The organism is Paraburkholderia phymatum (assembly GCF_038900715.1).
Lineage (GTDB): Bacteria > Pseudomonadota > Gammaproteobacteria > Burkholderiales > Burkholderiaceae > Paraburkholderia > Paraburkholderia phymatum_A.
The window spans coordinates 329440-354885 of record NZ_JAYMRZ010000001.1 but is presented as its reverse complement, the minus strand read 5'-3'; the positions used below and the strand labels follow the sequence as shown (position 1 = coordinate 354885).

The window sequence follows — 25446 nt, the reverse complement described above, 5'->3', positions numbered from 1 at the left end:
GCGTATTTTACAGGCGTCCAGGCGAACGGTGAGCTTTTTTGCCAATAAGTCTTCACGCGACAGCCAGATGCCGCGTGCGCGCTAGATCGGCGCGGGACAGATCGACAAAAAGCGTGAAGAACCAGCGGCGGAAGATGGGGATGAAGCTGGCGGGAGCGCGCTGGACAGGCGCCCCGCGAAGCCGTCGAGCACGAGGCGGCTAGCCAGGCGCGTCGGTATCGACGCCCGATGCCGCGTGGTGCGGCACGTGCCGCACGAGCAGTGTCTGGAACTGGTCCGGCGCGCGCGGAATGCGTTCGCGCTCGCCTGTCGGGCCGAAGCCGAGCCGCTCGTAGAAGCGCATCGCGTTGCGGTTTTCGTCGGCGATCCACGCGTAGATCTCCGCCGCCCCGCCTGCCGCGAGCCAGTCGCTCGCCGTGTTGACGAGCAGCTCGCCGCCGCGCAGATGCCGCACGGCGGGCGCCACCCACAGCTCGCTCACGAACGCGCGATGCGGCGCGGCGTCTTCGAAGCAGGCGCCGATCAGGCCGGCAGGATGACCTTCCGTGTAGAGGATGAACGACGTCGACGTGGTCGAAGCAGCATGCCGCGCGGCCGTCTGTTCGAACCTGGACGCATCGGCCAGCATCGCTTCTTCCAGTGTTTCGTCGAATGCGTAAGGCGCTTCGCGCAGCGATGCGGTACGTAGCTCACGGAAGACAGCACCCTGATCGGCTGCGATGCGGCGAACGGTCAGTGAAGGACTCATGCGGTCGAAATCCCTTGAAATCCCTTATGTCATCCGGGTAAAGCTGTAGGGCGTAGCTTCAACCGAACGGGCGCGCGAGTCAAATCTTTAATTCGGCGCAGTGCGGGCAGGCGCGCATCGGTTGACAGCCGACAACAAAGCCGGCGCGCCTGTACGCGGGTTTTTGTGCATTGCGGCGGGCGCAGTGCGCGCCGGCCGTCCGCTCAGGGCTCTCCGCGCGCAACGACGCGAGATGCGAGACGCCAGAGGTGAAACGCGAGACCCGAGCCGGCCGGCACAGCGCGATCCCCGCGCCTCATGGCGCGTCAGGGCGCCTCGTAGCGCCCCGTGCCGTCGGGCCACGGCGTGAGCAGTTCGTAGCCGTCATCGGTGACGGCGACCATGTGCTCCCATTGCGCGGACAACGAGCGGTCCTTGGTGACGACCGTCCAGCCGTCGCGCATCACCGTCGTGCCCGCGCGGCCTGCGTTCACCATCGGCTCGATCGTGAACACCATGCCCGGCTTCAGGCGCACGCCCTGCCCCGGCTGGCCGTAGTGCAGCACCTGCGGGTCCTCGTGATAGACCTTGCCGATGCCGTGTCCACAGTAGTCGCGCACGATCGAGAAGCCCTCGCGCTGCGCAAGCTTCTGGATCGCATGGCCGACATCGCCGAGCGTCGCGCCCGGCTTCACCTGGCGGATGCCCGCGAGCATCGCTTCATAGGTCGTGTCGATCAGCAGCTTCGCGACCGCGCTCGGCTCGCCGACCGTGTACATGCGGCTCGTGTCGCCGAAATAGCCGTCCTTGATGACGGCCACGTCGATGTTGATGATGTCGCCGTCCTTGAGAACCTCGCTGCGATCGGGAATGCCGTGGCACACGACGGAGTTGACCGACGTGCAAACTGTCTTCGGAAAGCCCATATAGCCGACGTTCGCGGCAATCGCCTTCTGCGTGTTGACGATGTAGTCGTGGCAGATCGCGTCGAGTTCGCCCGTTGAGATGCCGGGCTTCACGTGTTCGCCGATCATCGCGAGCACATCGGCGGCGAGCCGCCCGGAAATGCGCAAACGCGCGAGGTCTTCGGAAGTCTTGTAGGTGATGGCCATGTCGGAAAAACGTTGGCGGCACGCAGCGCGCGGCGCGCGCAGGCTGTGCGATCAGGCGATCGTGCTGGCGCGCCGTCTTGCGTTGCCGGCGCTGGACGCGGCCCGCATTGCGGCCCTGCGTCCGGTTGTCGATCAGTCCATTGTACAGAGTCTGTCCGCGAGGCCGGCCCGCACTATGCGCCAAACCATAAGCCAAACCATGCGCCAAACCACGCACCGGCCACGCCCGTCATGGAGCGCTCACCCCGGCGGCGAACGCCGGATCGCCTCTGCGATGTCACGGCTCACCGACGCCAGCGCCCGGCTGTGCGCCGCGACGAGCGCCGCCTCGTCCGCGCCCTGCACCTGTTCGCGCACCGTCGAGCGGCCCGTCAGCAGCGCCTTCTGGCCGGCGAGGCGCACGGTCCACAGCGCGTCGATCGCGACGGCCTCGCCCGGCATCGAATCGAACCGCACGATATCGACGCGCACGCGGCACGCCTCCGTGCCCGCCACCGTTTGCGACGACACCGACACGCGCTGCGAGCCGAGCAGCCGCGACAGATCGGAGGCGATCACATCGGCGACGCCGCTCTTGAGCGGCTCGCCCCAGCGCGCGTATTCGTTGAGCTTCACCTCGTTGCCCGACACGCGCGTCACGAGCTGCGGCCGGTCGACGAGTTCGGGCACCGTCACGGGACCGACCACCACCGTCACGGACAGCGGTGCGCCCGTGCTTTCGAGCGTCGCGTCGGAGCTCAACGTATAGAAGTTCGAGCGCGGCGAACCGCACGCGGCCAGCACCGCCGCTGCCGCGACGCAGAGGCACGCGCCGCGCGAGAGCATCGATCGCTTCACTTTGCGTCCCCCGGTTTGCCGCGCAGCAGCGCTTCGGGATGCTGCTGCAGATAATCGGACAGCGCGCGGAACGATGCCGCCGTGCGCGCCAGCTCGCGGATCGCATCGCTCGTGTCCTGCTGCAGCGCCGAGTCGGGCTGGAGCGCGCTGTTCGCCGTATTGAGCGTGGTCTGCGCGGCCGACAGCGCGCTCTTCGCCTGCGGCACGACCTGCGTGTTGAGGCTTTGCAGCAGCGCGCTGGCATTGGCGAACGTCTGCTGCGTGTTCTTGCCGATCTGCTCGAGCGGCAGCTTGTCGATGCGCGCTACGATCCGGTTGACCGAGTCCTGCAGCGATTGCAGGCCGCTCGGCTCGGTCGGCAGCTCGGGCGGCGTGCGGCTCCAGTCGATCTTCGCCTGCGGCGCGTGCTGGAAGAAATCGAACGAGATGTACAGCTGGCCCGTCAGCAGGCTTCCCGTCCTGAGTTGCGCGCGGAAGCCGCGCGACACGAGGAAGTCCGCCACTTCTTTCGGATCTTTCACGAGGCGCCCTTCGGACGGCTCCTCGTGACGCGCCGTGAAGCGCTCTGGATAGAACTTGATCTCGACAGGAATGCTGATCTCCTTCGTCACGGGGTCGAAGCGCGTGTAGATGCCCGATACTTCGCCGATCACGATGCCCCTGAAGTCGACGGGTGCGCCCACAGTCAGGCCGCGCACCGACTGCTTGAAGTCGAGCACGTACGTATCGACGATGCGGTCCTGCACCTTCAATGCATCGGCGCGCGTCGGGAACAGCGTGAACGACGTGCGCACCTGCGCTTCGGGCTCGCTGAGCGACGACGAAGGCGTTTCGAATGCGAGCCCGCCGATCAGGATCGACACCAGCGATTGCGTGTTGATCTTCACGCCTTCCGTGCCCAGCGCGACGTCGATGCCGCCCGCCTCCCAGAAGCGCGAATCGGTCTTCACGTATTGGTCGTACGGCGCGTTGACGAAGATATGCATCGTGACGCCGCCGCCGTTCTTGTCCAGTTCGAACGACGTGACCTGGCCCACGCGCAAGCGCCGGAAATAGACGGGCGAACCGACGTCGAGCGATGCGAGATTCTCCGCGTGCAGTACGAACTCGCGGCCCGGCACGTCGCTCGCGAACACAGGCGGCGTCTCGAGTCCGACGTAGTCGCGCCGCTCCTGCTTCGCATGGCCGATGTCCATGCCGATGAACGCCCCCGACAGCAGCGTGCTGATGCCCGACACGTTGCCGCCCGCGATACGCGGACGCTCGACCCAGAAGCGCGTATCGTTGACCAGCATGTCGGTCGCGTCGCGCGTCAGTTCGGCCGTGGCGATCACGTTCTTGTAATCCCGCGAAAGCGCGACCTTCTTCACGACGCCGATATCGACGTCCTTGAACTTGATCTTTGTCTTTCCCGCCTCGAGCCCTTCGCCCGTCTTGAACTGGATCGTGATGGTCGGACCTTGCGACAGCACGGCTTGCACGGCAAGCCAGATGCCGATCAGCACCGCGACGACGGGCACGAGCCAGATCCACTGGATGCGCCAACGCTTGGGCGGCACCGCGACCGCGTCGGGCAGATCGGGCGGCCTGCTCATTGTGTTTCCCTCGTATCCCAGATGAGCCGCGGATCGAACGACATCGCGGCGAACATGGTCAACACCACGACCGCGCCGAACGCGATCGCGGCGGGACCCGCGCGCACGGTGGCGAGCGCGTCGAATTGCACGAGCGCCGTGAGCACGGCGATCACGTAGATGTCGAGCATCGACCAGCGCCCGACCAGCTCGACGATGCGATAGATGCGCGCGCGCTGATCGGGTTGCCACGTCGAGCGGAAGTTGGCCAGCAGGCAGAGAAAGCTGATCGCGAGAATCTTCAGCATCGGCACGGCGATGCTCGCGATGAAGACCAGCACGGCAAGCGGCCACGAACCCGACGTCCACAGATAGACGACGCCGCTCATGATCGTGTCCTTCTGCGCGCCGAACAGCGAGCTCGTATCCATCACGGGCAGCACGTTCGCCGGGATGTACAGGATGATCGCCGCGATCAGATACGCCCACGTTCGCGCGAGACTATCGGGCTTGCGCAGGTGCAGATGCGCGCCGCAGCGCGGGCAATGCCCGGAATGCGCGTGCAGATGCACGGACGCATGCACGTTCGCGTAGTCGCGCGCGTCGCGAGCCTCTGCCGGCGCGGCGCGCGTGAGCAGGCCGCAGTCGTGGCACACGCACAGGCCGCAGGCCGCGGCCGTCGCGGCGGGAAACGGCGTGTCGCTGTCGAACGCGGGACCGGCGTCGGGCATCCCTTCGAGACGCGTCCACAGATCGCGCGCGTCGAACGCAGACGCGGCGGCCGCGAGCATCAGCATCAGCGCGCCGAACGACCACAATGCCGGGCCCGTCACCACCGCCGCGATATGCGCGAGCTTCACGAGCGCGACGAGCAGGCCGAGAATCAGCACTTCCGTCATGCCCCATTCCTGCGCGATGCGCAGCGTGCGAAACACGGCGTCCGCGCGATACGGCGTGCGCCCGAGCCGCAACGGCAGCATGAGCCACACGAGACCGAGCGCCTGGCAGGCGGGCATCAGCATCGTCGTGATGAAGATCAGCGCCGACAGCGGCCACATGCCGTCCTTGTACAGAACGCGCACGGCGCCGAACATCGTCGTTTCGACGAGATCGCCGTTCACCGCAAGCCCGACGATCGGAAACGAGTTCGAGATGACCCACAGCGCGCAAGCCGCAAGCGCATACGCGAGCGTGCGATCGAGGCTGTTCGCATGACGCCGGTACAGCGTCGCGTGGCAGCGGCAGCAACGCAGCACGCCTTCCGGCGGCACATCGCTTTCGCGCTGGAGCAGATCGCATTCGTGGCACGCGATCACAGGCATCGTCCGCGCCACATGCCCGAGATAGCCGGAAGACGTTGCGTCGCTCATTTCACGTCCTGCGGCAGAGCATCGGCGGAACGGGCGGCGTCGCCCGCATGCGCCGGCTGCGCCGATGCTTGTGTCGCTTGTGCCGCTTGTGTCGCCTGTGTCGATGCTTGCGTCACCTGTTTCACTTGCCCCGCTTGTGCCGCCTGCGTGGTGAGCCCTTCCGCATCGACGACCCAGCCGCCGCCCATCGCCTTGTACAGATTCACATACGACACCAGCACGCCCGCCTGCGTCTGCGTCTGGCTCAGCTGCGCATTGAAGAGACTGCGCTCGGCATCGAGCACTTCGATATAGCTCGTGTAGCCGCCCTCGTAGCGCAGCCGCGCAAAGTGCGCGTAACTGACGAGCGCATCGACCTGGCGTCCCTGCACGTCGAACTGCTCGCGCAGTTTCTGCGACGAAATCAACGCGTCGTCGACTTCCTGGAACGCGACCTGGATCGCTTTGCGATACGAATACAGCGCCTGCTGCTGCACCGCTTCGGCCTGCTTCACCTGGCCCGTGATCGCGCCGCCCGTGAAGATCGGCTGCGTGACGGCGCCTGCGAACGACCACACGCGCGTCGGCCCGGTGAAGAGCTTCGAGAACTGGCCGCTTTGCGTGCCGAACAGGCCCGTCAGCGAAATCTGCGGGAAGTACAGCGCCTTGGCCGCGCCGATCTGCGCGTTCGCCGCGATCAGGTCCTGCTCGGCCTGGCGCAGATCGGGGCGCCGCTCGAGCAGATCCGATGGCAGCCCCGCGGGCACCGCGGGCGCCACGAGTTCGGCGAGCGCGCGTCCGCGCAAGATGTCGCCCGGATTGCGCCCGAGCAGCACCGACAGCGCGTCTTCCTGCTGCGCGATCTGCGACTCGATCTGCGGAATCCGCGAGCGCGAGTCTTCGTATTCGGACTGGCTCTGCGCAAGCTCCATCTGCGAGACCTCGCCGCCCTTGAAGCGCAGCTCGAACACGTGCACGGAATCGGCGCGGCTTTCTGTGGTCGCCTTCGCGATCTCCAGTTGCCGGTCGAGACTGCGCAGATTGATATACGACGACGCCACCGATGACACCAGCGTCAGGATCGTGCCGCGCTTCGCTTCCTCGGTCGAGAGCAGGCTCGCGCGCGCGGATTCCGTCAGCCGCCGGTTGTGGCCGAACAGATCGATTTCCCACGACGCCGACAACGCCGCCGTGTACGTGTTGAACACCGGGTTGTTCACGTTCGCGAGCAGCGGCGAGCCCGTCGGCAGACGCTGGCGCTCGGCGTCGAAGCTCGCGCCGACCTGCGGCAGCAGCGCCGCGCGCGTCGTGACGAACTGGCCGAGGAACTGGTCGACGCGCGCGGCGGCGATCTTCACGTCGTTGTTGTTCGCGAGCGCCGCCGTGATCAGGTCGTTCAGCACGGGATCGTCGAACTGCTTCCACCATTCGGTGTTCGCCACATCCGACGCGTAGTTGTCGGGGAAGCGATACGTCGCGGGCACGTCGACTTGCGGGCGCGAGTAGTTCGGTCCGAGCAGGCAGCCGCTCAGCGCGAAGGCGCACAGCACGCACGCGAGCGCGCCGGCGACGGGCATAGGCGAAGCGCGGCGCAAGCGGCGCACGCGGAGCACAGGCAGAGGAACGCGGCGCATGTCAGTCGCCCTCGCGTGGAGCGGACGGCGTGATCGTCGGTCCGCCCGTGCCCGCTGGTCCCGGCACCGAAGGCGGCACCGCCGTCGAAGAATGGGATGCTTCGGGCGAAGCCGGCGGCGTCTCCCCCGTTTTCTTCTTGCCGCTCTTCTCCGACATCGATTCGAGCGCCCAGAAGAACATCGGGATGAAGAACACGGCGATCGCCGTCGCGCCCAGCATCCCGCCGATCACGCCCGTACCGATCGAGTGGCGGCTGTTGGCCGACGCGCCCGTCGCGATCGCGAGCGGCACGCAGCCGAGAATGAACGCGAGCGAGGTCATCACGATCGGGCGCAGCCGCTCCTCGGCCGCCGTCATCGTCGCCTCGAACACCGACTTGCCCGCCTCGCGGTTGATCACTGCGAACTCGAAGATCAGGATCGCGTTCTTCGCCGCGAGCGCCACCAGCATCGTCAGGCCGATCTGGAAGTACACGTCGTTGTTGAGCCCGCGCAGCATGATCGCGAGCAGCGCGCCGAACAGCGCGAACGGCACCGCCATCAGCACGCCGAACGGCAGGCTCCACTTCTCGTACTGCGCCGCGAGGATCAGGAACACCATGATCAGCCCGAACACGAACACGAGCCCCGACGTGCCGCCCGACTGCTTCGCCTCGAACGCCTCGCCGCTCCACGCGATACCGTAGTCCGACGGCATCGACGCAGCGAGTTCCTCGAGCGCGCTGATCACCTGGCCCGATGCGTAGCCGGGCGCCGCGTTCGCAGTGATCTTCACGGCGGGGAAGTTGTTGAAGCGCGTGATCAGGTCTGGGCCCGTTACGTAGTGCGACGTCACCACCGACTTGAGCGGCACCATGCTGCCCGACTTGCTGCGCACGAAGATCTGTGTGAGATCCTCGGGCTTGAGCCGGTACGACGGTTCCGCCTGCAGGATCACCTGCCACAGGCGGCTCGAACGGTTGAACTGCGATACGTACAGCGAGCCGAACATCGTCTGCATCGCGCTGTAGACGTCCTCGACGGGCACGCCCAGCGTCTCGGCCTTGTCGCGGTCGACGTCCACCAGCAGTTGCTGCGAGTCCGCGTTGAAGGTCGACGTGACGCCCGTCAGCTCAGGGCGCTGCTTGGCCCTCGCGACGAAATCGTTGACGACGGCGGCGAACTGCGCGATGGTCGCGTCGCCCTTGCTCTGAATCCACATCTCCGTGCCACCCGTGGTGCCGAGACCGGGAATCGACGGCGGATTGAGCGGCACGACGATGCCCTCGCGGACCTGCGACAGCGCCTTGTACGCGTCGACGAGCACGGCGCGCGCATTCTGCGTGCGGATGTTGTCCGACTTGTAGCGCTCCTCGAAACTCTTGAAGCCCACGAAGAAGGTCGACGAGTTGTTCTTGTTCTGGCTGTCGAGAATGCTGAAGCCGTCGACGGTCGTGATGCTGCCGACGGCCGGCTGCTTCATGAAGTACTCGGACACGCGGTCCGACACCTGGCCCGTGCGATCCAGCGACGCCGCATCGGGCATGATGACGGCGCCCAGCAGATAGCCCTGGTCCTCGGGCGGCAGAAACGCGGTCGGGATCGAGCGCATCATCATCACGGACAGTGCGATCATGCCGGCAAAGAGCAGCAGCGCGATCACGAAGCGCTTGATGATGACGCGCACCGCGCGCGTGTAGCCCGCCGTCATCCGCGCGAACTGGTTGTCGAACCAGCGGAAAAAGCCCTTCTTCTCGTGATGCCCCGGCTTGAGCAGCAGCGACGCAAGCGCAGGCGACAGCGTGAGCGCGACGAGGCCCGAGATCACCACCGAGATCGCGATCGTGATCGCGAACTGCTTGTACATCTGCCCGGTGATGCCGCCGAGAAACGCCACGGGCACGAACACCGCGCACAGCACGAGCACGATCGCGACCACGGGGCCCGCCACTTCGTCCATCGCCTGCTTGGCGGCCGTTTTCGGATCGAGCTTGTGCACCGTCATGTTGCGCTCGACGTTCTCGATCACGACGATCGCGTCGTCCACCACGATACCGATTGCGAGCACCATGCCGAACAGCGTGAGCATGTTGATCGAGAAGCCGAGCGCCTCCATACCCATGAACGTGCCGACGATCGACACGGGCACGGCGAGCACCGGGATCAGCGTCGCGCGCAGGCTCTGCAGGAACACGAACACGACGATCACGACCAGCACGACGGCCTCGAAGAACGTGTGCACCACGTCGGAGATCGACGCTCGCGTGAACTCGGTGGTGTCCATCGCGATCTCGTAGTCGATGCCCTCGGGGAACGACTTCTTCATCTCGGCGAGCGTCGCGCGCACCTGCTTCGACACGTCGAGCGCGTTGGCGCCCGGCTGCTGGTAGACGGCGAGCACGGTCGCGGGCTTGCCCTGGAAGCGGCTGCGGATCGAATAGTCCTTCTGGCCCAGTTCGGCGCGCCCGATGTCCTTCAGGCGCACGATCGCCGCGCCCCCGCTCTGCGCGCGGATGATGATGTTCTCGAACTCGGACGGCTCGGTGAGCCGCCCCGACGTGGTGACGGCGAACGACTGCTCGACGGCGGCACCCGTCGGCGATTGCCCGAGGCGCCCGACCGCGAACTGCTGGTTCTGGTTGGCGACGGCGCGCTGCACGTCGGCGGCCGTGATGCCTAGCTGCGCCATGCGATCGGGGCGCAGCCAGATGCGCATCGCGTAGTCGGGCGTGCCGAAGATGCTCGACTGGTTCGCGCCGGGTATGCGCTTGAGCGCGTCGAGCACGTAGACGTTCGCGTAGTTCGCGATGTACGTCGCGTCGTAGCGCTCGGTGGGCGAGTAGATCGCGATCACCATCATGAACGCCTGCGACTTCTTCTGCACCTGCACGCCCTGCGCCGTCACCGATTGCGGCAGCTGCGGCAGCGCGAGGTTCACGCGGTTCTGCACGTCGACTTGCGCGAGTTCGGGGTTCGTGCCGATCTGGAAGTACGCGTTGATCGTCAGGTTGCCCGTCGACGAGCTCGACGAGCTCATGTAGATCATGTTGTCCGCGCCGTTGACCTGCTGCTCGATCGGCGCGGCGACGTTGTTGGCGACCACGTCGGCGCTCGCGCCCGGATAGGTCGCGGAGATCGTGATCTGCGGCGGGGTGATGTCCGGATACTGCGCGGTCGGCAGAGCGAGCATCGTCAGCGCGCCGCCCAGCGTGATGACGATCGAGATGACCGAGGCGAAGATCGGACGGTCGATGCAGAAGTGAGAGATGTTCATCGGATCGGTTGCGCCGGACGGCGTCGGGTCGTCATCGGATCAGGGACTAGCGCTGGTGCTCGTTCCGCTGCTGCCGGGATGCGCCTGCGTTTGTGGCTGTGCCTGTGGTTGCGTTTGCGCTTGAGCCAGCGTCGATGCCGTCGCCGACGCCGCAGCGGCGGGCGCCGATGCGGCGGCAGGAGCGCCAGGCGCAGTGGGCGCGCTCACCACCTTGATCGTCGAATCCGACGACACGCGGATCGCGCCGTCGACCACCACGCGCTCGCCCGCCTTCAGCCCTTCGTTGACGAACCAGTCGTCGCCGTGCCAGTCGCCGACGTCGATCACGCGCTGATGCGGCTTGCCGTTCTGGTCGAGCACCCACACGAAGTGGCTCTTCGCGCCCTGCAGCACCGCGCGCTGCGGCACGAGAATCGCGTTGGGCCGCACGGCGCCCGTCACCTTCGCGCGCACGAACTGGCCGGGCTTGAGCGTGCCCGCGGGATTCCCGAACACGGCGCGCACGAGGAAGGTGCCCGTTTCCTGGCTGAACGCGGGGTTCGTGAAGTCGATGCGCCCCTGCTGCGGATAGACCGAGCCGTCGGCGAGTATCACCGTCACGTCGAACTGGTTGTCAGGCGGAAAGCGCAGCAGGCCTTTCGTGACTTGCTCGCGATAGCGCAGCAGCTCGTTCTCCGAGATGCTGAAGTTCACCCACATCGGATCGAGCTGATAGACGTAAGTGAGCAAGCCCGACTGCGTGGGCGTCACATAGCTGCCGTCCTGAACGCGCGCAAAGCTCGAAAGACCCTTGAGCGGCGAGCGGATCGTCGTGTAGCTCAGGTTCAGCTCGGCCGTCTGCACTTCGCCTTGCGCGGCGATGACGGCGGCTTCCGCCTGCTTCTCGTTGCCCGTCGCATCGTCGAGATCCTTCTTGCTCAACGCGTTCTGCGCGGCAAGCGGAACCACGCGCGCGAGGTTCTGCTTGGTCACGAGCAGCCGCGCCTGCTGTTGCGCGAGCGCGCCCTTGGCCGTTTGCAACGCGGCCTCGAACGGCTTGCGGTCCATCACGAACAGCACCTGGCCGGGCTGCACGAGCGCGCCTTCCGTGTACATGCGCTTCTCGAGAAAGCCCTCGACGCGCGCGCGGATCTCGACCTCGCGCGAGCTTTGCGTCTGCGCGGTGAATTCGAATGCGACGGGTGTTTCCTTTTGCGAGACCGTGACCACCGTCACCTCGACGGGCGGCCGGGCTGTCTCCGCAGGGGCCTTTTTGCAGGCGTTCAGAGACAGGACGCACACGAGTGCCGACGCCAGCGCGAGACGCGGCATCAGGCGGCCCGCGCGCCGCACGGCGGCAGAGTCCGCCCCGAACAACGCTACTTGCGATCGACAGTTCATCGTGGCCCCCTTCGATCGCCGCGTCATTGCACCGTATATCCGCGTCCGTTCATGCATGCTGCGAGCGCGCGGTTCCATGTGGCCATCTGCTGCGATGTCTGCTGTTGAGCGGCTTGCTGCTGCTCCTGCGCGGCGGCCGCCTGACGGCGCTGTCGCGAGCCGCCCACCACCGTCCCCGCGATGGCGCCCGCTGCCGCGCCCTTGCCGGCGTCGCCGGCGATCGCGCCGATCGCCGCGCCCGTCGCCGCGCCGCCTGCCGCGCCGCGCAAGCGCTGGCCCGACTGTTGGGGCGGCGGCGGTTGATTCGCCGAGTTCTGCGCGAGCACGGCGGGATTGACGCCCGTGTTCTGCGTCGCCCAGCTCTCGCATTGCGACATGTCGTCAGCCTGCTTCTGCTGGCTCTGGCCCTTGGCCGGATAGAAGATCGGCTGCTGCGCCGATGCAATGTCCGCCACCAGCAGCGCGGCAAGCATCCACGTGACAGGAAACGCCTGTTTCATGATCAATCACCCCATGTCGATACGATTGCGCCCGTCGCACGCGTTGCTCGCGCATCACGCGGCGGACGAATCCAGATGCGCCAGTCGGCCTGGCGACTCCAATGCAATGAAGTGTGGAATCCGGCCATAACAAAGACAATTGGACCTTGGTCCAATACCCTTTTTTGGCCGCGCGGAACGCGCGCGCAAGCGCCTGCACACAAGCGCCCGACGCCGTTTATTCGCGCGAGAAGAACTGTCATAGCGGCGCAGCGATGCCAAGCACGGCACACACTGTCCTGATGAAAAGCACGTCGTTGAACGGCTTGCGCAGATAGGCCTTCGCACCCGCCGCAAGCGCGGCTTCGCGCACGCCCGCGTCGTCGTGGGCCGTGATGAAAATGACGGGCACGGTGCTACCCGCCAGCCGACCCTGGACCTCGATGCCGTTGGAGCCGGGCATCTGCACGTCGAGTATCACGCAGTCGGGGCGATACGCAGGCGTGGCCGACAGCACGTCGAGAAACGCATCGCCGCTCGCGTACGTGTCGGCCGCAATCCCGACGGAGCGCAACAGACGCTTGATCGCCCTGCCCACCGACGCATCGTCGTCGACGACGACAACGAAGGGTTTGTCTGTGCCCATTCTGAATAGTCCATTGACCGGCGACGCGCACGCAGCGATGCGTGGACGCTTCAGCAATAGACTATGAGACTGCGGGCGCCCGTGGTATTGGACCTTGGTCCCGTATCCGCTAGCGGGCGGCCTCGCGCGCAACGTGCGGCTCGCTCGTATGCGGTGCGTGCGGACTGAAGGGATTGTGTGTGACAGTGGCGACGGCGATCTTGTCGGCGATGCGCACGAGCTCGGCGAGCGAACCGGCTTCCATCTTCTGCATCACGCGCGCGCGATGCGCCTTGACGGTCTTCTCGACAGTGCCAAGCTCACAGGCAACCTGCTTGTTCAGTAGGCCGAGCACGATGAGATTCATCACTTCGCGCTCGCGCACCGTCAGGCGCCCGACGCGGCTGCGCAGCACGTCGAGTTCGTGCATCGCGTTCGACACCTGCACCGAATGCGCGAGCGCCTGTTCGATCGCGCGCAACAGGTCGTCGTCGCGCACGGGCTTGGTGAGGAAATCGGTAGCGCCCGCCTTGATTGCGCCGACTGTCATCGCGATGTCGCCGTGCCCCGTCAGAAAGATGATGGGCAAACGCTCATCGAGTTCGCGCTGCAATTCGAGCCCGCTCAGATCGGGCAACTGCACGTCGAGCACCACGCAGGCCGGCACATACCCGGCGCACGCATGGTCGAGAAACTCGCGCGCCGAGCCGTACGCCTCGACGCCGTAACCGGCGGACTTGACGAGACGCGTCAGCGCGCGGCGCACAGAGGGGTCATCGTCGACGACGTAGACGAGCGCGGGTGCTTGCGTCGCGACTTCGCCCGCCGTGGCGTTCGTGCCGTTCGTGGCGTTCGTGCCGTGGATGCCTTTGATGCCGCTTATCTCGCTCATGACGCCACCTGCGCAACGCCCGCGTTGCATGCGTCCCGCGATGCGGGCAACGCGATATAGAACGTCATGCCCTGATCGGAATTGGTCTCGGCCCACAAGCGGCCGCCGTGCATCTGCACGATCGAGCGGCTGATCGACAGACCGAGCCCCAGGCCCTGCGGCTTCGACGTGACGAACGGCTTGAAGATGCATTCGAGCTTGTCGGGCGTCAGTCCATGTCCGCGGTCTCGCACGGCAATGCGCACCATGCCTTCGCGATCGAGTTGCGCAAAGAGCGCAACCACGCGGCTGGGCGCGTCGCACTCGCTGACGGCATCGAACGCGTTGAGCAGCAGATTGAGCAGCACCTGCTGGAGTTGCACCTTGTCGCCGCGCACGGGCGGCAGCCCGTCGTCGATCACATGCGACAGATGGATGCCGCGCGCGACGGCATCGCTATGCACGAGTAACGCCACGTCGCGCAGCAGTCCGCCCGCATCGAGATTCACGAGCTGCTGCTGCTCTTCCTTCTTCACGAATGCGCGCATCCTGCGTATCACTTCGCTTGCGCGGCCGCTGTCGTCGACGATGTCCTTCAGGATGTCGCGCACTTCGGCAAGATCGATCGGCTCCTTGTCCATGAAGCGCTGCGCGGCCTGGCCGTTGCTGAGGATGGCCGTCAGCGGCTGGTTCAGTTCGTGCGCGAGCGACGCGGCAAGCTCGCCCATCATCGATACGCGCGTCAGATGCGCAAGCTCCCGGCGATTGCGCTCGAGCTCGAAGCGCTCGGTCATGTCGGTGATGAACGCGACGGTCGCGACGCGTCCTTCGTAACGGATCGCGCTCGTCGCGATCTCGACGGGAAACTCGCTGCCGTCGCGGCGACGCGCGCGCAGATTGCGCGTGGCGGTCACGGCCGAACGGCTCGCGTTCTGCGGCGCGCCCATGCCCGCCCGGTTCTCCTGCGACAGCGCCGGCGCGACGAGGCCAACGCATGCGCCGCTCAGCACGCCGCGCCGATAATCGAAGAGCCGCTCGGCCTGCTCGTTGGCCAGCACGATCGCGCCATGCTCGTCGAAGACGACGGACGCGACGGGCAAACAGTCGAACACGTCGGCCAGTTCCGTCATCGTGCCGGGCTGCCGACGCGCGAGGGCGAAGAGACCGGCCGCGCCGCGCGCGGTCCGCAAGTGCGCGACGGCGTCCGTCACGCGATGAAGGATCGGCACGACAGACGGACCACTGCGCGTATGCGCGAACGTCCCTTGGCGAGCGGAAGCGACGCGGCGCGGATGAAGCGACCACCAGATGACGATTGCAGCCACCGCGACCGTGACAGCGGAAATGGCGATGTGCATGGCTTACCGTTCCTCAAGGCGTTTGCACCTGAAAAGCCGCGGCAGGTGCGGACGTCTTCGTTGTTGTGCGCAATGCAACGGGTGCGACGGCGCGGGAATCGGGCGCGCGACGACTCACCTTCACGAACAAGGCTGCGACTACGTATTACTAATGCATTCCATCGTTCAATGAATGCAATGACATGAAGCAAAAAGAGAATCGATTACGGTGATCGCTTCATACGAATCTTCATATGGACTGCAAATATCCGACAAAGCTATTCCGTCAATAATTGCCATTAATTTTTTACTCGTTTGCCTCGCTCGGTGCGGAAAAAAGTGCAACTTCATCCTATGCACAAAGCGATCCTTAGTAAAGTGCAGATCAGCGAATCAGCGAGAAAATAAGTCTTGCTTTATTTGCGGCCCGACGAAGGTATTTATCGAAGCACTCAATCCGGATATTTCGGAAAAGGGAAACGATTTAAAAGCGGCGTTTGATGCGCGGTCCGAAACGACTAATCGTTTTATTTCGAATTCCGGACCGCTGGGCGGATACAGCATGGTTAATACGGTCGTTCGACGTCAGGCGAAATCGGATGGCCCTTGCGGAGGCACGCCTGCAGGCGGATCTTCATCGCCCACGTGCTCGTCGGGCGATTCGTCGGAGGATGCTTTGTCGTCCGACTTCGGCTTCTCCGGCAACGGCTGATCCAGGCCGGGCTCGACAGGTGTCGGCAGCGCGTCGCCGACGGGCTTGTTGAGCTCGTTCGGCGGCGTCTCGGCCGGATCTTTCGATGGGGTGCTTTCCGCGTCATTGGGGTTCGTCATCGTGACTCCAATTGTGGTTGGCAGACGCTTTCAGCATGCAATGACCATACCCATTTTTTGTGCGGATGCGACGGCGTATCGCGTGGACTATCCGGCATGAGCAGGTTTCGCGCGGTGTGCGGACGAACATATGTCGAAACCGCTTCATCGAAACGTTGAAACGGAAAGCGCAAAAGACGGGCCAGCTACGCACTTGTATTTGTAATTGCGAAGCCCGATGACGCGCTGATGATTGCATGATGTCTTATGCACGCAGATCGATGCATAAAGAAATCAACGCACAAACGAAAACAGGCCCCGAAGGGCCTGTATCGCTTTGCATCTTGGCGGAAAGGGTGGGATTCGAACCCACGATACGGTATAACCGTATACCGGATTTCGAGTCCGGCGCATTCGACCTCTCTGCCACCTTTCCTGATTCTTTGACTTCCCACCAAGGTGGTCTTGTCTGCTTTACATCTTCACACTAAGCGGGTCGTTGCTTGCGTGAGACGAAGATTATAGAACACCTGTTTTTGAATTCCAAGCCCTTTTTCGCAGAAAGTTGAAAAAGGACTTGGCCGCCAGGACAGGCGTGTTCGCTCAGCGCGCCGCCGTTACTTCCAGGCGCTCGATGCCGCCCAGATACGGACGCAGCGCTGCCGGCACAGTCACCGAGCCATCCGCGTTCTGGAAGTTCTCCAGCACGGCGACGAGCGTGCGCCCCACCGCCAGCCCCGAGCCGTTGAGCGTATGCACGAGTTCGGGCTTGCCCTGCGCGTTTCGGTAGCGCGCCTGCATCCGTCGCGCCTGGAACGACTCGGTATTCGAGCAGCTCGAAATTTCTCGATACGTGTTCTGCGCGGGCAGCCACACTTCGAGGTCGTACGTCTTCGAAGCGGAGAAGCCCATGTCGCCCGTGCACAGCGTGATCACGCGATACGGCAGTTCGAGCTTTTGCAGAATCGTCTCGGCGTGCGTCACCATCTGCTCGAGCGCGTCATACGACGTTTCCGGCGACACGATCTGCACCATCTCGACCTTGTCGAACTGATGCTGGCGGATCATGCCGCGCGTGTCGCGGCCATACGAGCCCGCTTCCGAGCGGAAGCACGGCGAATGCGCGGTCAGCCTGATCGGCAGTTCGCTCGCATCGACGATGCTCTCGCGCACCGTATTTGTGAGCGAGATCTCCGACGTCGAAATCAGATACTGCGTGACCGTGTTTTCGCCGCCGCCCTTCTCGACACGGAACATGTCGTCGGCGAATTTCGGCAGCTGGCCCGTGCCGAGCAGGATTTCGGGATTGACGATGTACGGCGTATAGATTTCCGTGTAGCCGTGCTGCTGCGTATGCGTGTCGATCATGAACTGCGCGAGCGCGCGATGCAGGCGCGCGATCTGTCCGCGCAGCATCGTGAAACGCGCGCCGGAGAGCTTCGCGCCCATCTCGAAGTCCAGACCGAGCGGCGTGCCGACGTCGACGTGATCCTTCACCTCGAAGTCGAACTGGCGCGGCGTACCCCAGCGGCGCACTTCGACGTTTTGCGTTTCGTCGTTGCCGACGGGAACGCTCTCATGCGGCAGATTCGGCACGCCGAGCAGCAGATCGGACAAACGCTTCTGGATCACTTCCAGCTGGAGCGCCGACGCCTTCATCTCGTCGCCGATGCCGCCGACTTCGGCCATCACCGCCGACGTGTCTTCGCCGCGCCCTTTCATCGCGCCGATCTGCTTCGACAGACTGTTGCGCTTCGCCTGGAGCTCTTCGGTACGGGTCTGGATCGCGCGGCGTTCGGCTTCGAGCGCGGAGAAAGCCGCGACGTCGAGGTTAAAGCCGCGATCGGCGAGGCGTTTCGCGACGCCGTCGATATCTTTGCGCAGCAGCTGGATGTCAAGCATGGGATGGGGCAACAGTTCGTTGTGTGAATGGGCGATTTTAGCGCACCGGCGTGGGTCGCCGGCGGCATTGTCGGCTCTGGCGCGCAGCGCGGTCGATCAACTCTTCTTCCTGTTCTCGTTGCGCCATTGCGCATCGAGTTCGGCGAGGCGCGTGAGCTTCTCGCCGATCTTGCCTTCGAGCCCGCGCGGCGTCGGCTGATACCAGTGCGGCTCGCGCATGCCGTCGGGCAGATAGGTCTCTCCCGCAGCATATGCGTCCGGTTCGTCGTGCGCGTAGCGGTACTCGTGGCCGTAGCCGAGTTCTTTCATCAGCTTCGTCGGCGCGTTGCGCAGGTGGATCGGCACCGCGCGCGACTGGTCCTTGCCGACGAAACCGCGCGCCGCGTTGTACGCGTTGTAGCCCGCATTCGACTTCGGCGCGACGGCCAGATAGATCACGGCCTGCGCGAGCGCGAGTTCGCCTTCGGGCGTGCCGAGGCGCTCGTAGGTTTCGGCGGCGTCGAGCGCGATACGCGCGGCGCGCGGATCGGCGAGGCCGATGTCCTCCCACGCCATGCGCACGATGCGCCGCGACAGATAGCGCGGGTCCGCGCCGCCGTCGAGCATGCGGCAGAACCAGTACAGCGCGCCGTCGGGATTGCTGCCGCGCACCGACTTGTGAAGCGCGCTGATCTGGTCATAGAACGCGTCGCCGCCCTTGTCGAAGCGGCGCAGGTTTTCGGCGAGTGCGCTCGCGAGCAGTTCGCCATCGATCTCCGTCTTGTTCTGCCGCGCCGCCGCGCGCGCGACGATTTCCATGTTGTTCAGCAGCTTGCGGCCGTCGCCGTCGGCGGAACCGATCAGCGCGTCGCGCGCTTCGTCGGTAAACGTGAAGCCGCCCAGCTCCTGTTGCGCGCGGTCCAGCAGTTCGCGCTGCTCGTCGGCATCGAGGCTCTTGAGCACGTAGACAGCCGCCCGCGACAGCAACGCGCTGTTCACCTCGAACGACGGGTTCTCCGTCGTCGCGCCGACGAACACGAACAGCCCCGACTCGACGTGTGGCAAGAATGCGTCTTGCTGGCTCTTGTTGAAGCGATGCACTTCGTCGACGAACACGAGCGTCTGATGGCCGTTCGCGCGATGGATCTGCGCCGTTTCGACGGCTTCGCGGATGTCTTTCACGCCCGAGAGCACCGCCGACAGCGCGATGAACTCGGCGTTGAACGCGTCGGCCATCAGGCGCGCGAGCGTCGTCTTGCCGACGCCCGGCGGGCCCCAGAGGATCATCGAGTGCGCTTCGCCGGACTCGAACGCGACACGCAGCGGCTTGTTCGGGCCCAGCAGATGCTTTTGCCCGATGACTTCGTCGATACTGCGCGGCCGCAGGCGCTCGGCGAGGGGAACGTTGGCGCGGGTTTCTTCAAACATGGCGTTTTGGGGATAATCTCGGCTTTTCGGGTATAAACCGTCACGATGCACCAGATGCACTTGATGGGACACGCGACGATCTGCCCCTGAACGGCATGCAACCGCGTCAAACCGCCAGCGGGCGAACGGCGGCGCATGCAGAGTTGTGCATTATGACAGCCGCGGCGCGGCAAAGCCGGCGGCAAACGTCATAGGCGCTTTCTGAGAGGCGGACCGCAATGCGCGTACCGTGAACGGAACACGGCCGCAACGACGGCCGACATGACGGCGACCCGACAACGACAGACAGGAAAGAGATTCGATGGCTCAAGATTCCATGACCGGCGAGGCCGGTTCGACTTACGCTCCGCTCAAGCCGGTGCCGGATTCGCGCCGCGCGTTCAGGACGGGCGACGCATTCGCGCTGTGGTTTTCGCTCGGCATCGGCTTGCTGGTCGCGCAGGCTGGCGCGCTGCTCGTGCCGGGCCTGTCGCTGCCCCACGCGCTGCTGGCGATCGCGATCGGCAGCGTGATCGGCGTCGTGCTGCTCGCGCTCGCTGGCGTGATCGGCACGGACACGGGGCTCGCGGCGATGTCGTCGCTGCGCCCGACGCTCGGCGTGCGCGGCGCGTCGATTCCCGCCGTGCTGAACATGATCCAGCTGGTCGGCTGGGGCGCGTTCGAAGTAATCGTGATGCGCGATTCCGCCGATGCTCTCTCGAAGCAGGCCTTCGGCTTTTCGGCGCCGCTGATCTGGACGCTGATTTTCGGCGTGCTCGCGACGCTGCTCGCGATCAGCGGCCCGCTGTCGTTCGTGCGGCGCTTTCTGCGGACTTGGGGCATCTGGCTGCTGCTCGCGGGCGCCGCGTGGCTGACCTGGGCCGTGCTGGCGCGGCACGACGTGGGCGCGCTGATGCATCGTCCGGGCAATGGCGAAATGTCGTTTGGCGGCGCCGTCGATCTCGTCGTCGCGATGCCGCTGTCCTGGCTGCCGCTGATCGCCGACTACACGCGTTTCGGCCGCAAGGCGGGCGAGACGTTCCGCGGCACGCTCTTCGGCTATGGCATTGCGAACGTCTGGTTCTATGCGCTCGGCGCGGTGTATGGGCTTACGGCAGGCGGCGGCGACGCGCTGCTGACGACGGCGCTCGCGCAAGCAGGCGGCGGCCTCGCGCTGCTGCTGGTGCTGATCGACGAAATCGACAACGCGTTCGCCGACGTGCACTCGGCGGCTGTGTCGACGGGCACTTTCTGGACGCGCGCGAGCGTGCCGATGTTGTCGGCCGCGTTCGGCGCGCTGTGCACGCTGATCGCACTGCTCGTGCCGATGGCGAAGTATCAGAACTTCCTGCTGCTGATCGGCTCGGTGTTCGCGCCGCTGTTCGGCGTGGTGCTGGCCGATCACTTCATCGTGCGCCGGCGCCGCATCGACGCAGGCTCGCTCGCCGATACGCAAGGCCGCTATGGCTTCTCGGGCGGCTGGCACGTGAGCGCGTTCGTCGCGTGGGCGATCGGCATTGCCGCGTATCAGGCGATCAATCAGTGGCTGCCGAATCTCGGTGCGACGCTGCCCGCGCTGGCGATCGGCGGGCTGTGCTATCTGGCGTTCGTGTCGACGCGCAAGCAGGCTTACGCGTAGGCCATTCCATTCGATCAAGCCGGCGCGCGTTGGCGCGCCGACCACGCTTCGAGCGCGAGCTTCACGCGCTCGATCGCCTCGCCCCACTCGCCGGGCTGCCGCTGATGAAAGAGCCGCGTGTGCGGATACCACGGCGTATCGTCGCGATCATGCAGCCAGCGCCAGCAGCCGTCGTAGCGCGACAGAATCCACACGGGCCTGTTCAACGCGCCAGCAAGATGCGCAATCGACGTATCGACGGTAATCACCAGGTCGAGTTGTTCGATGATCGCCGCCGTGTCGGCGAAATCGTGCACATCGTGCATCGGATCGAACGGACGCAGTTCCGCTGGCAACGTATCGATTTGCGGCTGCGTCGACGCGCCCTTTTGCAGGCTGACGAACGTGATGCCGGGCAAACACAACAATGGCACATAGGCGCGCGCGTGGAGCGAGCGGCGGCGGTCAGTATCGTTTGCCGACGGCTGGTTCGGACGCGGGTCGCCCGCCCATACGAGGCCAACTTTCGGTCCTTGCGGCAACCGCCCCTTCCATCGCGACTGATGATCACGCGGTACGCTCAGATAAGGCATCGATGAGGGGATCGTGTCGAGCGTCGTTCCCATTCGATGCGGCAGGCTCATCGTCAAACACCAGTAGTCATGTAATGCCGCTACGCGCGGATCGTTCGGAATACACGCATCCACGCCGGGTATCCGCTCGATTAGCGCTTGCATCCCCGCCTGGCATGCGACTGTCACCTTCGCAGCACCGAGACGCTTCATCATCGGAAAATAGCGGCAAAACTGAAGGGTGTCGCCATAACCCTGCTCGGGCCACACGACGATGGATTTGCCATCGAGCGGCTCGCCTTGCCATTGCGCGAACGGCAACCGTGGGCACCTGACAAAATCGGCGGTCATGCCTTCGTAGCGACATTCGTACAAAGCCCAGCCTTCGGAGAATTGCCCTGTCGCGAGCAACACGTGCGAGAGGTTGAGTTTCGCCTCAAGCAGGTTGGGATCGCATGCGAGCGCATGTCGATAGGCCATCTCGGCTTCCCGATGCCGCCTCTGCGCTTGCAGCGCGATTCCCAGATTAAAGCTGGCGTCCGCGAAAACGGGCTGGATCGCGAGCGCCTGCCGCCATGCCGCTGCCGCCTCCTGCATGCGGCCAAGCTTTTGCAGCACAGCACCGAGGTTGTTGTGGGCCTCGGCATGGTCCGGCGTGGAGGCAAGCGAACACCGATAAGCCGCCTCCGCTTCCGTCCAGCGGCCCTGTGCATTGAGCAGACACGCTAGGTTGAATTGTGCGCTGGCATGGCGAGGATCGACTGAGATCGCCTGGCGATAAGCGTTCTCGGCTTCCTCGACGCGCCCGGATTCCTTCAGCACGACACCCAGGTTGTTATAAGCACTGCAATGCGCGGGATCGATCTGCACCGTACGGCGCAGATAAGCCTCCGCGTCAGACAGACGGCCGAGTTCGAATGAGAAACCTGCAGCGAGATTCATCGTGCGCGCCAACGGTTGTGACGACACGATCGACGGCTGCAGCATCGAAAGCCCTTCAACGTGATGGCCACCGTCGTACAGGGCGGCGGCGGCATGAAAGCGGGCGTCGTCCGCTGACATGCCACCGGGTGCGCGCTCATGCGCGAAGGCCTGCAACGCGCACGTCAATCGCGTGATCACGTCGTCCCACTCACCCAACCGTGTCTGACGGAACAGACGTGCGCGCGGATACCACGACGTATCGTCGCGATCATGCAGCCATCGCCAGCAGCCGTCGTAGCGCGACAGAATCCACACGGGTTTGTCGAGCGCGCCCGCGAGATGCGCGATCGACGTATCGACGGTAATCACCAGATCGAGTTGCTCGACGATCGCGGCCGTGTCGGCGAAATCGTGCACGTCGTGCATCGGATCGAACGGACGCAACTCCGCTGGCAACGTATCGATTTGCGGCTGCGTCGACGCGCCCTTTTGCAGGCTGACGAACGTGATGCCGGGCAAACACAACAATGGCAGATACGCTCGCGCGTGGAGCGAGCGGCGGCGGTCGACCGCGCTATTCGCCGGTTGATCGGGACGCGGATCGCCAGCCCAGACCAGCCCCACCTTGAACTTGCCAGCGGGCAAACGCCCTTTCCATTTTTCTGCACGTGACGAAGGCACCCGCAGATAAGGCGTTGCGCCAGGAATGCTCGCGAGCGTGGTGTGCAAGCGGTGCGGCAGGCTCATCGTCAGGCACACATAGTCGTGCGCCGGAATGGCGTGGTCGCCGTCGAGCGGAATGCATTCGTCCACGCCCTCGATGCTTTCGAACAGACTCTGCAACACAGGCGAACACGCGATGCTCAGCTTCGCGAGGCCTTGCGCCTTGAGCAACGGCAGATAGCGGCAGAACTGGAGGCTGTCGCCGTGCCCCTGCTCGGGCCACACCAGCAGCGACTTGCCCGCGAGCGGCTCGCCGCGCCACATCGGAAAATCGACGGGCGGCGGCGCGATCTTGCGCTGCGGCCACGCGGGATCGTAGCGCGCTTCGAACAGCGCCCATCCTTCTTCCAGACGTCCGACGGTGAGCAGCAGATGCGCGAGGTTGATCTTCACTTCGAAGTAGTCCGGGCGCAGCGCGAGCGCCTGTCGGTACGAGGCTTCCGCTTCGGCGAAACGCCGTTGCATCTTGAGCACCACGCCCAGATTGAAATGCGCCTTGACCTCGTGCGGAGCGGCGGCAAGTGCGTTCCTGTACGCCGCCTCGGCTTCGGGCAAGCGCATCTGGTCCTGATACAGCACGCCTAGGTTGACGTAGGTGTCGCCGTCGCGAGGCTGAAGCTCGAGGGCGCGCAGATAGGAGGATTCTGCTTCGTCCGGACGGCCGAGTTGTGCAAAGAGCCTTCCGAGATTCACGTGCGCGCCCGCATGATCCGGCGCAATGGACAATGCCTGCCGATAACACGCCTCGGCTTCCGTCAGGCGGCCCAGTTCCTTGAGCACGACACCCAGATTGTTGTGCGCGTCGCAGTAGTCGGGCCTCGTGTCGATCGCGCGCCGCCAGTACGTCTGTGCATCATGAAGGCGTCCGATCGACAGATGGCACGCGGCGGCCAGATTGAGGACCTGCGCATCGACCGGCTGTACGTGCAGCAACGGCTCGATCAGCGCCAACGCCTCGTCGAAACGGTCTGTGCCATATAAGGACACGGCGGCTGAATAGCGGTCGATGGCGGGGTCGAGATTCTGCAAATCGCCGTACATGGCTTGATCCTGGGGGATGATTTCGGAAGAAGTGAGAAAGCATTCGAAGGTGGTTGGCGTGCTTTGCGATTTCTCCAAGCATTGCGGGCGGATACGCGCCAAAGCCGGTGTAGCGTAGCGACGCGGGGGATGCATCTCTAGCTCACTATTCTGAAAATGCTGTCCTGTCGCATTGCCGCGCGATGGCGGCAGAAACGACAACGCCCATGACGGACGTCATGGGCGTTCCATCGACGATCTTCGGAACCGTCTCGTCGACAACGGCGCGCTTCAGGCGCCGCCGTCGTGTACTACGGCTTAACGCGTCGCTGGCCGATACTCGACACCCGGCAGCACGCACAGCATTTCGAACGCGAGATTGGCGCCGAGCAGCGCCGTCGTGCCGAACGGATCGTACGGCGGCGCGACTTCCACCAGATCACACCCGACGATATTCAGCCCGTGCGCGCCGCGAATGATCTCGAGCGCCTGCGGCACGGTCAGCCCGGCGATCTCGGGCGTGCCCGTGCCCGGCGCGAAAGCGGGATCGATGCCGTCGATATCGAATGTGATGTACACCGGACCGTCGCCCATTTTCTCGCGCACACGCGACATCAGCGGCGTCAGCGACTGGTTCCAGCACGCTTCCGCCTGCACGACCTCGAAGCCCTGATCGCGGCACCAGTCGAAGTCTTCGGCCGCGTAGCCCGTGCCGCGCAGGCCGATCTGCACGACGCGCCCGCAATCCAGCAAGCCCTCTTCGACCGCGCGGCGAAACGGCGTGCCGTGCGCGATCTTCTCGCCCATCATCGTGTCGTTGACGTCCGCGTGCGCGTCGACGTGAATCAGACCGACCTTGCCGTACTTGCGATGAATCGAGCGCAGGATCGGCAGCGCGATCGTGTGATCGCCGCCCAGCGTGATCGGTTTTGTCCCGTGTTGCAGGATTTCATCGTAAGCGCGCTCAATGCGGCCGATCGAATCCAGGAGGTTGTACGGATTGATCGCAACGTCACCGATGTCCGCGACGCGCAGTGAATCGAACGGCGCGGCGCGCGTCGCCATGTTGTACGGGCGCAGCAGCACCGATTCGACGCGGATCTGGCGCGGGCCAAATCGCGCGCCCGTGCGGTTCGACGTGCCCAGATCGAACGGCACGCCGACGAAACAGGCGTCGAGCCCTTGCGGCGACCCGACGTTCGGCAGCCGCATCATCGTGGCGATGCCGCCCGCGCGCGTCATCGCGTTACCCGACAACGGCTGTGGCCGCTCGGTGAGGTCCGGGAAAACGAAATTCGAGGATGTATTCATCG

The 25446-nt window shown here is 64.8% G+C and carries 18 protein-coding genes and 1 tRNA gene; 1 reads left to right on the top strand and 18 read right to left on the bottom strand.

Annotation, left to right across the window (positions count from 1 at the left end; translation table 11 throughout):
• Positions 1-199 precede the first annotated feature (199 nt).
• From VSR68_RS01570 to VSR68_RS01495, 16 genes are all read right to left on the bottom strand, one after another.
• Complete coding sequence (locus VSR68_RS01570) at positions 200-748, bottom strand: GNAT family N-acetyltransferase (RefSeq protein ID WP_342938120.1); 549 nt, start codon at positions 746-748, stop codon at positions 200-202.
• Between the two features lie 305 nt (positions 749-1053).
• Entirely contained in the window at positions 1054-1839 is a 786-nt protein-coding gene (map, locus tag VSR68_RS01565; RefSeq protein WP_342938119.1) for a type I methionyl aminopeptidase, read from the bottom strand.
• Between the two features lie 240 nt (positions 1840-2079).
• A complete protein-coding gene (locus VSR68_RS01560) occupies positions 2080-2676 on the bottom strand; it encodes a PqiC family protein (RefSeq protein ID WP_342938118.1) in 597 nt (198 codons plus the stop codon).
• Positions 2673-4271 carry an intermembrane transport protein PqiB gene (locus VSR68_RS01555; RefSeq protein WP_342938117.1) on the bottom strand — a complete coding sequence of 533 codons (1599 nt, stop codon included), beginning with the start codon at positions 4269-4271 and terminating at the stop codon, positions 2673-2675. Before VSR68_RS01555 ends, VSR68_RS01560 begins: the two co-directional genes overlap by 4 nt.
• Entirely contained in the window at positions 4268-5620 is a 1353-nt protein-coding gene (locus VSR68_RS01550) for a paraquat-inducible protein A (RefSeq protein ID WP_342938116.1), read from the bottom strand. The genes VSR68_RS01555 and VSR68_RS01550 overlap by 4 nt, the downstream gene beginning before the upstream one ends.
• Complete coding sequence (locus VSR68_RS01545) at positions 5617-7176, bottom strand: efflux transporter outer membrane subunit (RefSeq protein ID WP_342938423.1); 1560 nt, start codon at positions 7174-7176, stop codon at positions 5617-5619. Before VSR68_RS01545 ends, VSR68_RS01550 begins: the two co-directional genes overlap by 4 nt.
• 58 nt (positions 7177-7234) lie before the next feature.
• Complete coding sequence (locus VSR68_RS01540; protein ID WP_342938115.1) at positions 7235-10486, bottom strand: multidrug efflux RND transporter permease subunit; 3252 nt, start codon at positions 10484-10486, stop codon at positions 7235-7237.
• Positions 10487-10525: 39 nt separating this feature from the next.
• On the bottom strand, positions 10526-11797 hold the full coding sequence (locus VSR68_RS01535; RefSeq protein ID WP_342938422.1) for an efflux RND transporter periplasmic adaptor subunit: 1272 nt from the start codon (positions 11795-11797) through the stop codon (positions 10526-10528).
• A 92-nt stretch (positions 11798-11889) separates the two neighbouring features.
• Positions 11890-12366, bottom strand: a complete 477-nt coding sequence (locus tag VSR68_RS01530) for a YMGG-like glycine zipper-containing protein (RefSeq protein ID WP_428983437.1) — start codon at positions 12364-12366, stop codon at positions 11890-11892.
• A gap of 238 nt (positions 12367-12604) precedes the next feature.
• On the bottom strand, positions 12605-12991 hold the full coding sequence (locus VSR68_RS01525) for a response regulator transcription factor (RefSeq protein ID WP_152760630.1): 387 nt from the start codon (positions 12989-12991) through the stop codon (positions 12605-12607).
• A gap of 109 nt (positions 12992-13100) precedes the next feature.
• Positions 13101-13862 carry a response regulator transcription factor gene (locus VSR68_RS01520; protein WP_342938114.1) on the bottom strand — a complete coding sequence of 254 codons (762 nt, stop codon included), beginning with the start codon at positions 13860-13862 and terminating at the stop codon, positions 13101-13103.
• Positions 13859-15199 carry a PAS domain-containing sensor histidine kinase gene (locus VSR68_RS01515; RefSeq protein ID WP_342938113.1) on the bottom strand — a complete coding sequence of 447 codons (1341 nt, stop codon included), beginning with the start codon at positions 15197-15199 and terminating at the stop codon, positions 13859-13861. Before VSR68_RS01515 ends, VSR68_RS01520 begins: the two co-directional genes overlap by 4 nt.
• 564 nt (positions 15200-15763) lie before the next feature.
• Positions 15764-16009, bottom strand: a complete 246-nt coding sequence (locus VSR68_RS01510; RefSeq protein WP_342938112.1) for a hypothetical protein — start codon at positions 16007-16009, stop codon at positions 15764-15766.
• Positions 16010-16333: 324 nt separating this feature from the next.
• Positions 16334-16424 (bottom strand) — tRNA-Ser (locus tag VSR68_RS01505).
• 167 nt (positions 16425-16591) lie between these two features.
• Positions 16592-17890, bottom strand: a complete 1299-nt coding sequence (serS, locus tag VSR68_RS01500) for a serine--tRNA ligase (protein WP_342938111.1) — start codon at positions 17888-17890, stop codon at positions 16592-16594.
• A 96-nt stretch (positions 17891-17986) separates the two neighbouring features.
• Positions 17987-19297, bottom strand: coding sequence for a replication-associated recombination protein A (locus tag VSR68_RS01495; RefSeq protein ID WP_342938110.1), 1311 nt, complete (start codon positions 19295-19297; stop codon positions 17987-17989).
• 301 nt (positions 19298-19598) lie between these two features.
• Between VSR68_RS01495 and cytX the strand changes: the two genes are divergently transcribed.
• Positions 19599-20915 carry a putative hydroxymethylpyrimidine transporter CytX gene (gene cytX / locus VSR68_RS01490; RefSeq protein WP_342938109.1) on the top strand — a complete coding sequence of 439 codons (1317 nt, stop codon included), beginning with the start codon at positions 19599-19601 and terminating at the stop codon, positions 20913-20915.
• A 14-nt stretch (positions 20916-20929) separates the two neighbouring features.
• Here cytX and VSR68_RS01485 read toward each other — a convergent pair whose 3' ends face one another.
• The gene (locus VSR68_RS01485) at positions 20930-24154 is read right to left on the bottom strand and encodes a tetratricopeptide repeat protein (protein WP_342938108.1); all 3225 of its coding nucleotides are present in this window, start codon (positions 24152-24154) and stop codon (positions 20930-20932) included.
• A gap of 297 nt (positions 24155-24451) precedes the next feature.
• Positions 24452-25444 (bottom strand): agmatinase, encoded by a 993-nt coding sequence (gene speB, locus VSR68_RS01480; protein ID WP_342938107.1) that lies wholly within the window; start codon positions 25442-25444, stop codon positions 24452-24454.
• Between the last annotated feature and the right edge of the window lie 2 nt (positions 25445-25446).

Bases quoted from the DNA above. Each gene is read 5' to 3' on its own strand.
- VSR68_RS01570 (WP_342938120.1), bottom strand. From the start codon at position 748: ATGAGTCCTTCACTGACCGTTCGCCGCATCGCAGCCGATCAGGGTGCT.
- map (WP_342938119.1), bottom strand. From the start codon at position 1,839: ATGGCCATCACCTACAAGACTTCCGAAGACCTCGCGCGTTTGCGCATT.
- VSR68_RS01555 (WP_342938117.1), bottom strand. From the start codon at position 4,271: ATGAGCAGGCCGCCCGATCTGCCCGACGCGGTCGCGGTGCCGCCCAAG.
- VSR68_RS01550 (WP_342938116.1), bottom strand. From the start codon at position 5,620: ATGAGCGACGCAACGTCTTCCGGCTATCTCGGGCATGTGGCGCGGACG.
- VSR68_RS01545 (WP_342938423.1), bottom strand. From the start codon at position 7,176: ATGCCCGTCGCCGGCGCGCTCGCGTGCGTGCTGTGCGCCTTCGCGCTG.
- VSR68_RS01540 (WP_342938115.1), bottom strand. From the start codon at position 10,486: ATGAACATCTCTCACTTCTGCATCGACCGTCCGATCTTCGCCTCGGTC.
- VSR68_RS01535 (WP_342938422.1), bottom strand. From the start codon at position 11,797: ATGCCGCGTCTCGCGCTGGCGTCGGCACTCGTGTGCGTCCTGTCTCTG.
- VSR68_RS01530 (WP_428983437.1), bottom strand. From the start codon at position 12,366: ATGAAACAGGCGTTTCCTGTCACGTGGATGCTTGCCGCGCTGCTGGTG.
- VSR68_RS01525 (WP_152760630.1), bottom strand. From the start codon at position 12,991: ATGGGCACAGACAAACCCTTCGTTGTCGTCGTCGACGACGATGCGTCG.
- VSR68_RS01520 (WP_342938114.1), bottom strand. From the start codon at position 13,862: ATGAGCGAGATAAGCGGCATCAAAGGCATCCACGGCACGAACGCCACG.
- VSR68_RS01515 (WP_342938113.1), bottom strand. From the start codon at position 15,199: ATGCACATCGCCATTTCCGCTGTCACGGTCGCGGTGGCTGCAATCGTC.
- VSR68_RS01510 (WP_342938112.1), bottom strand. From the start codon at position 16,009: ATGACGAACCCCAATGACGCGGAAAGCACCCCATCGAAAGATCCGGCC.
- serS (WP_342938111.1), bottom strand. From the start codon at position 17,890: ATGCTTGACATCCAGCTGCTGCGCAAAGATATCGACGGCGTCGCGAAA.
- VSR68_RS01495 (WP_342938110.1), bottom strand. From the start codon at position 19,297: ATGTTTGAAGAAACCCGCGCCAACGTTCCCCTCGCCGAGCGCCTGCGG.
- cytX (WP_342938109.1), top strand. From the start codon at position 19,599: ATGGCTCAAGATTCCATGACCGGCGAGGCCGGTTCGACTTACGCTCCG.
- VSR68_RS01485 (WP_342938108.1), bottom strand. From the start codon at position 24,154: ATGTACGGCGATTTGCAGAATCTCGACCCCGCCATCGACCGCTATTCA.
- speB (WP_342938107.1), bottom strand. From the start codon at position 25,444: ATGAATACATCCTCGAATTTCGTTTTCCCGGACCTCACCGAGCGGCCA.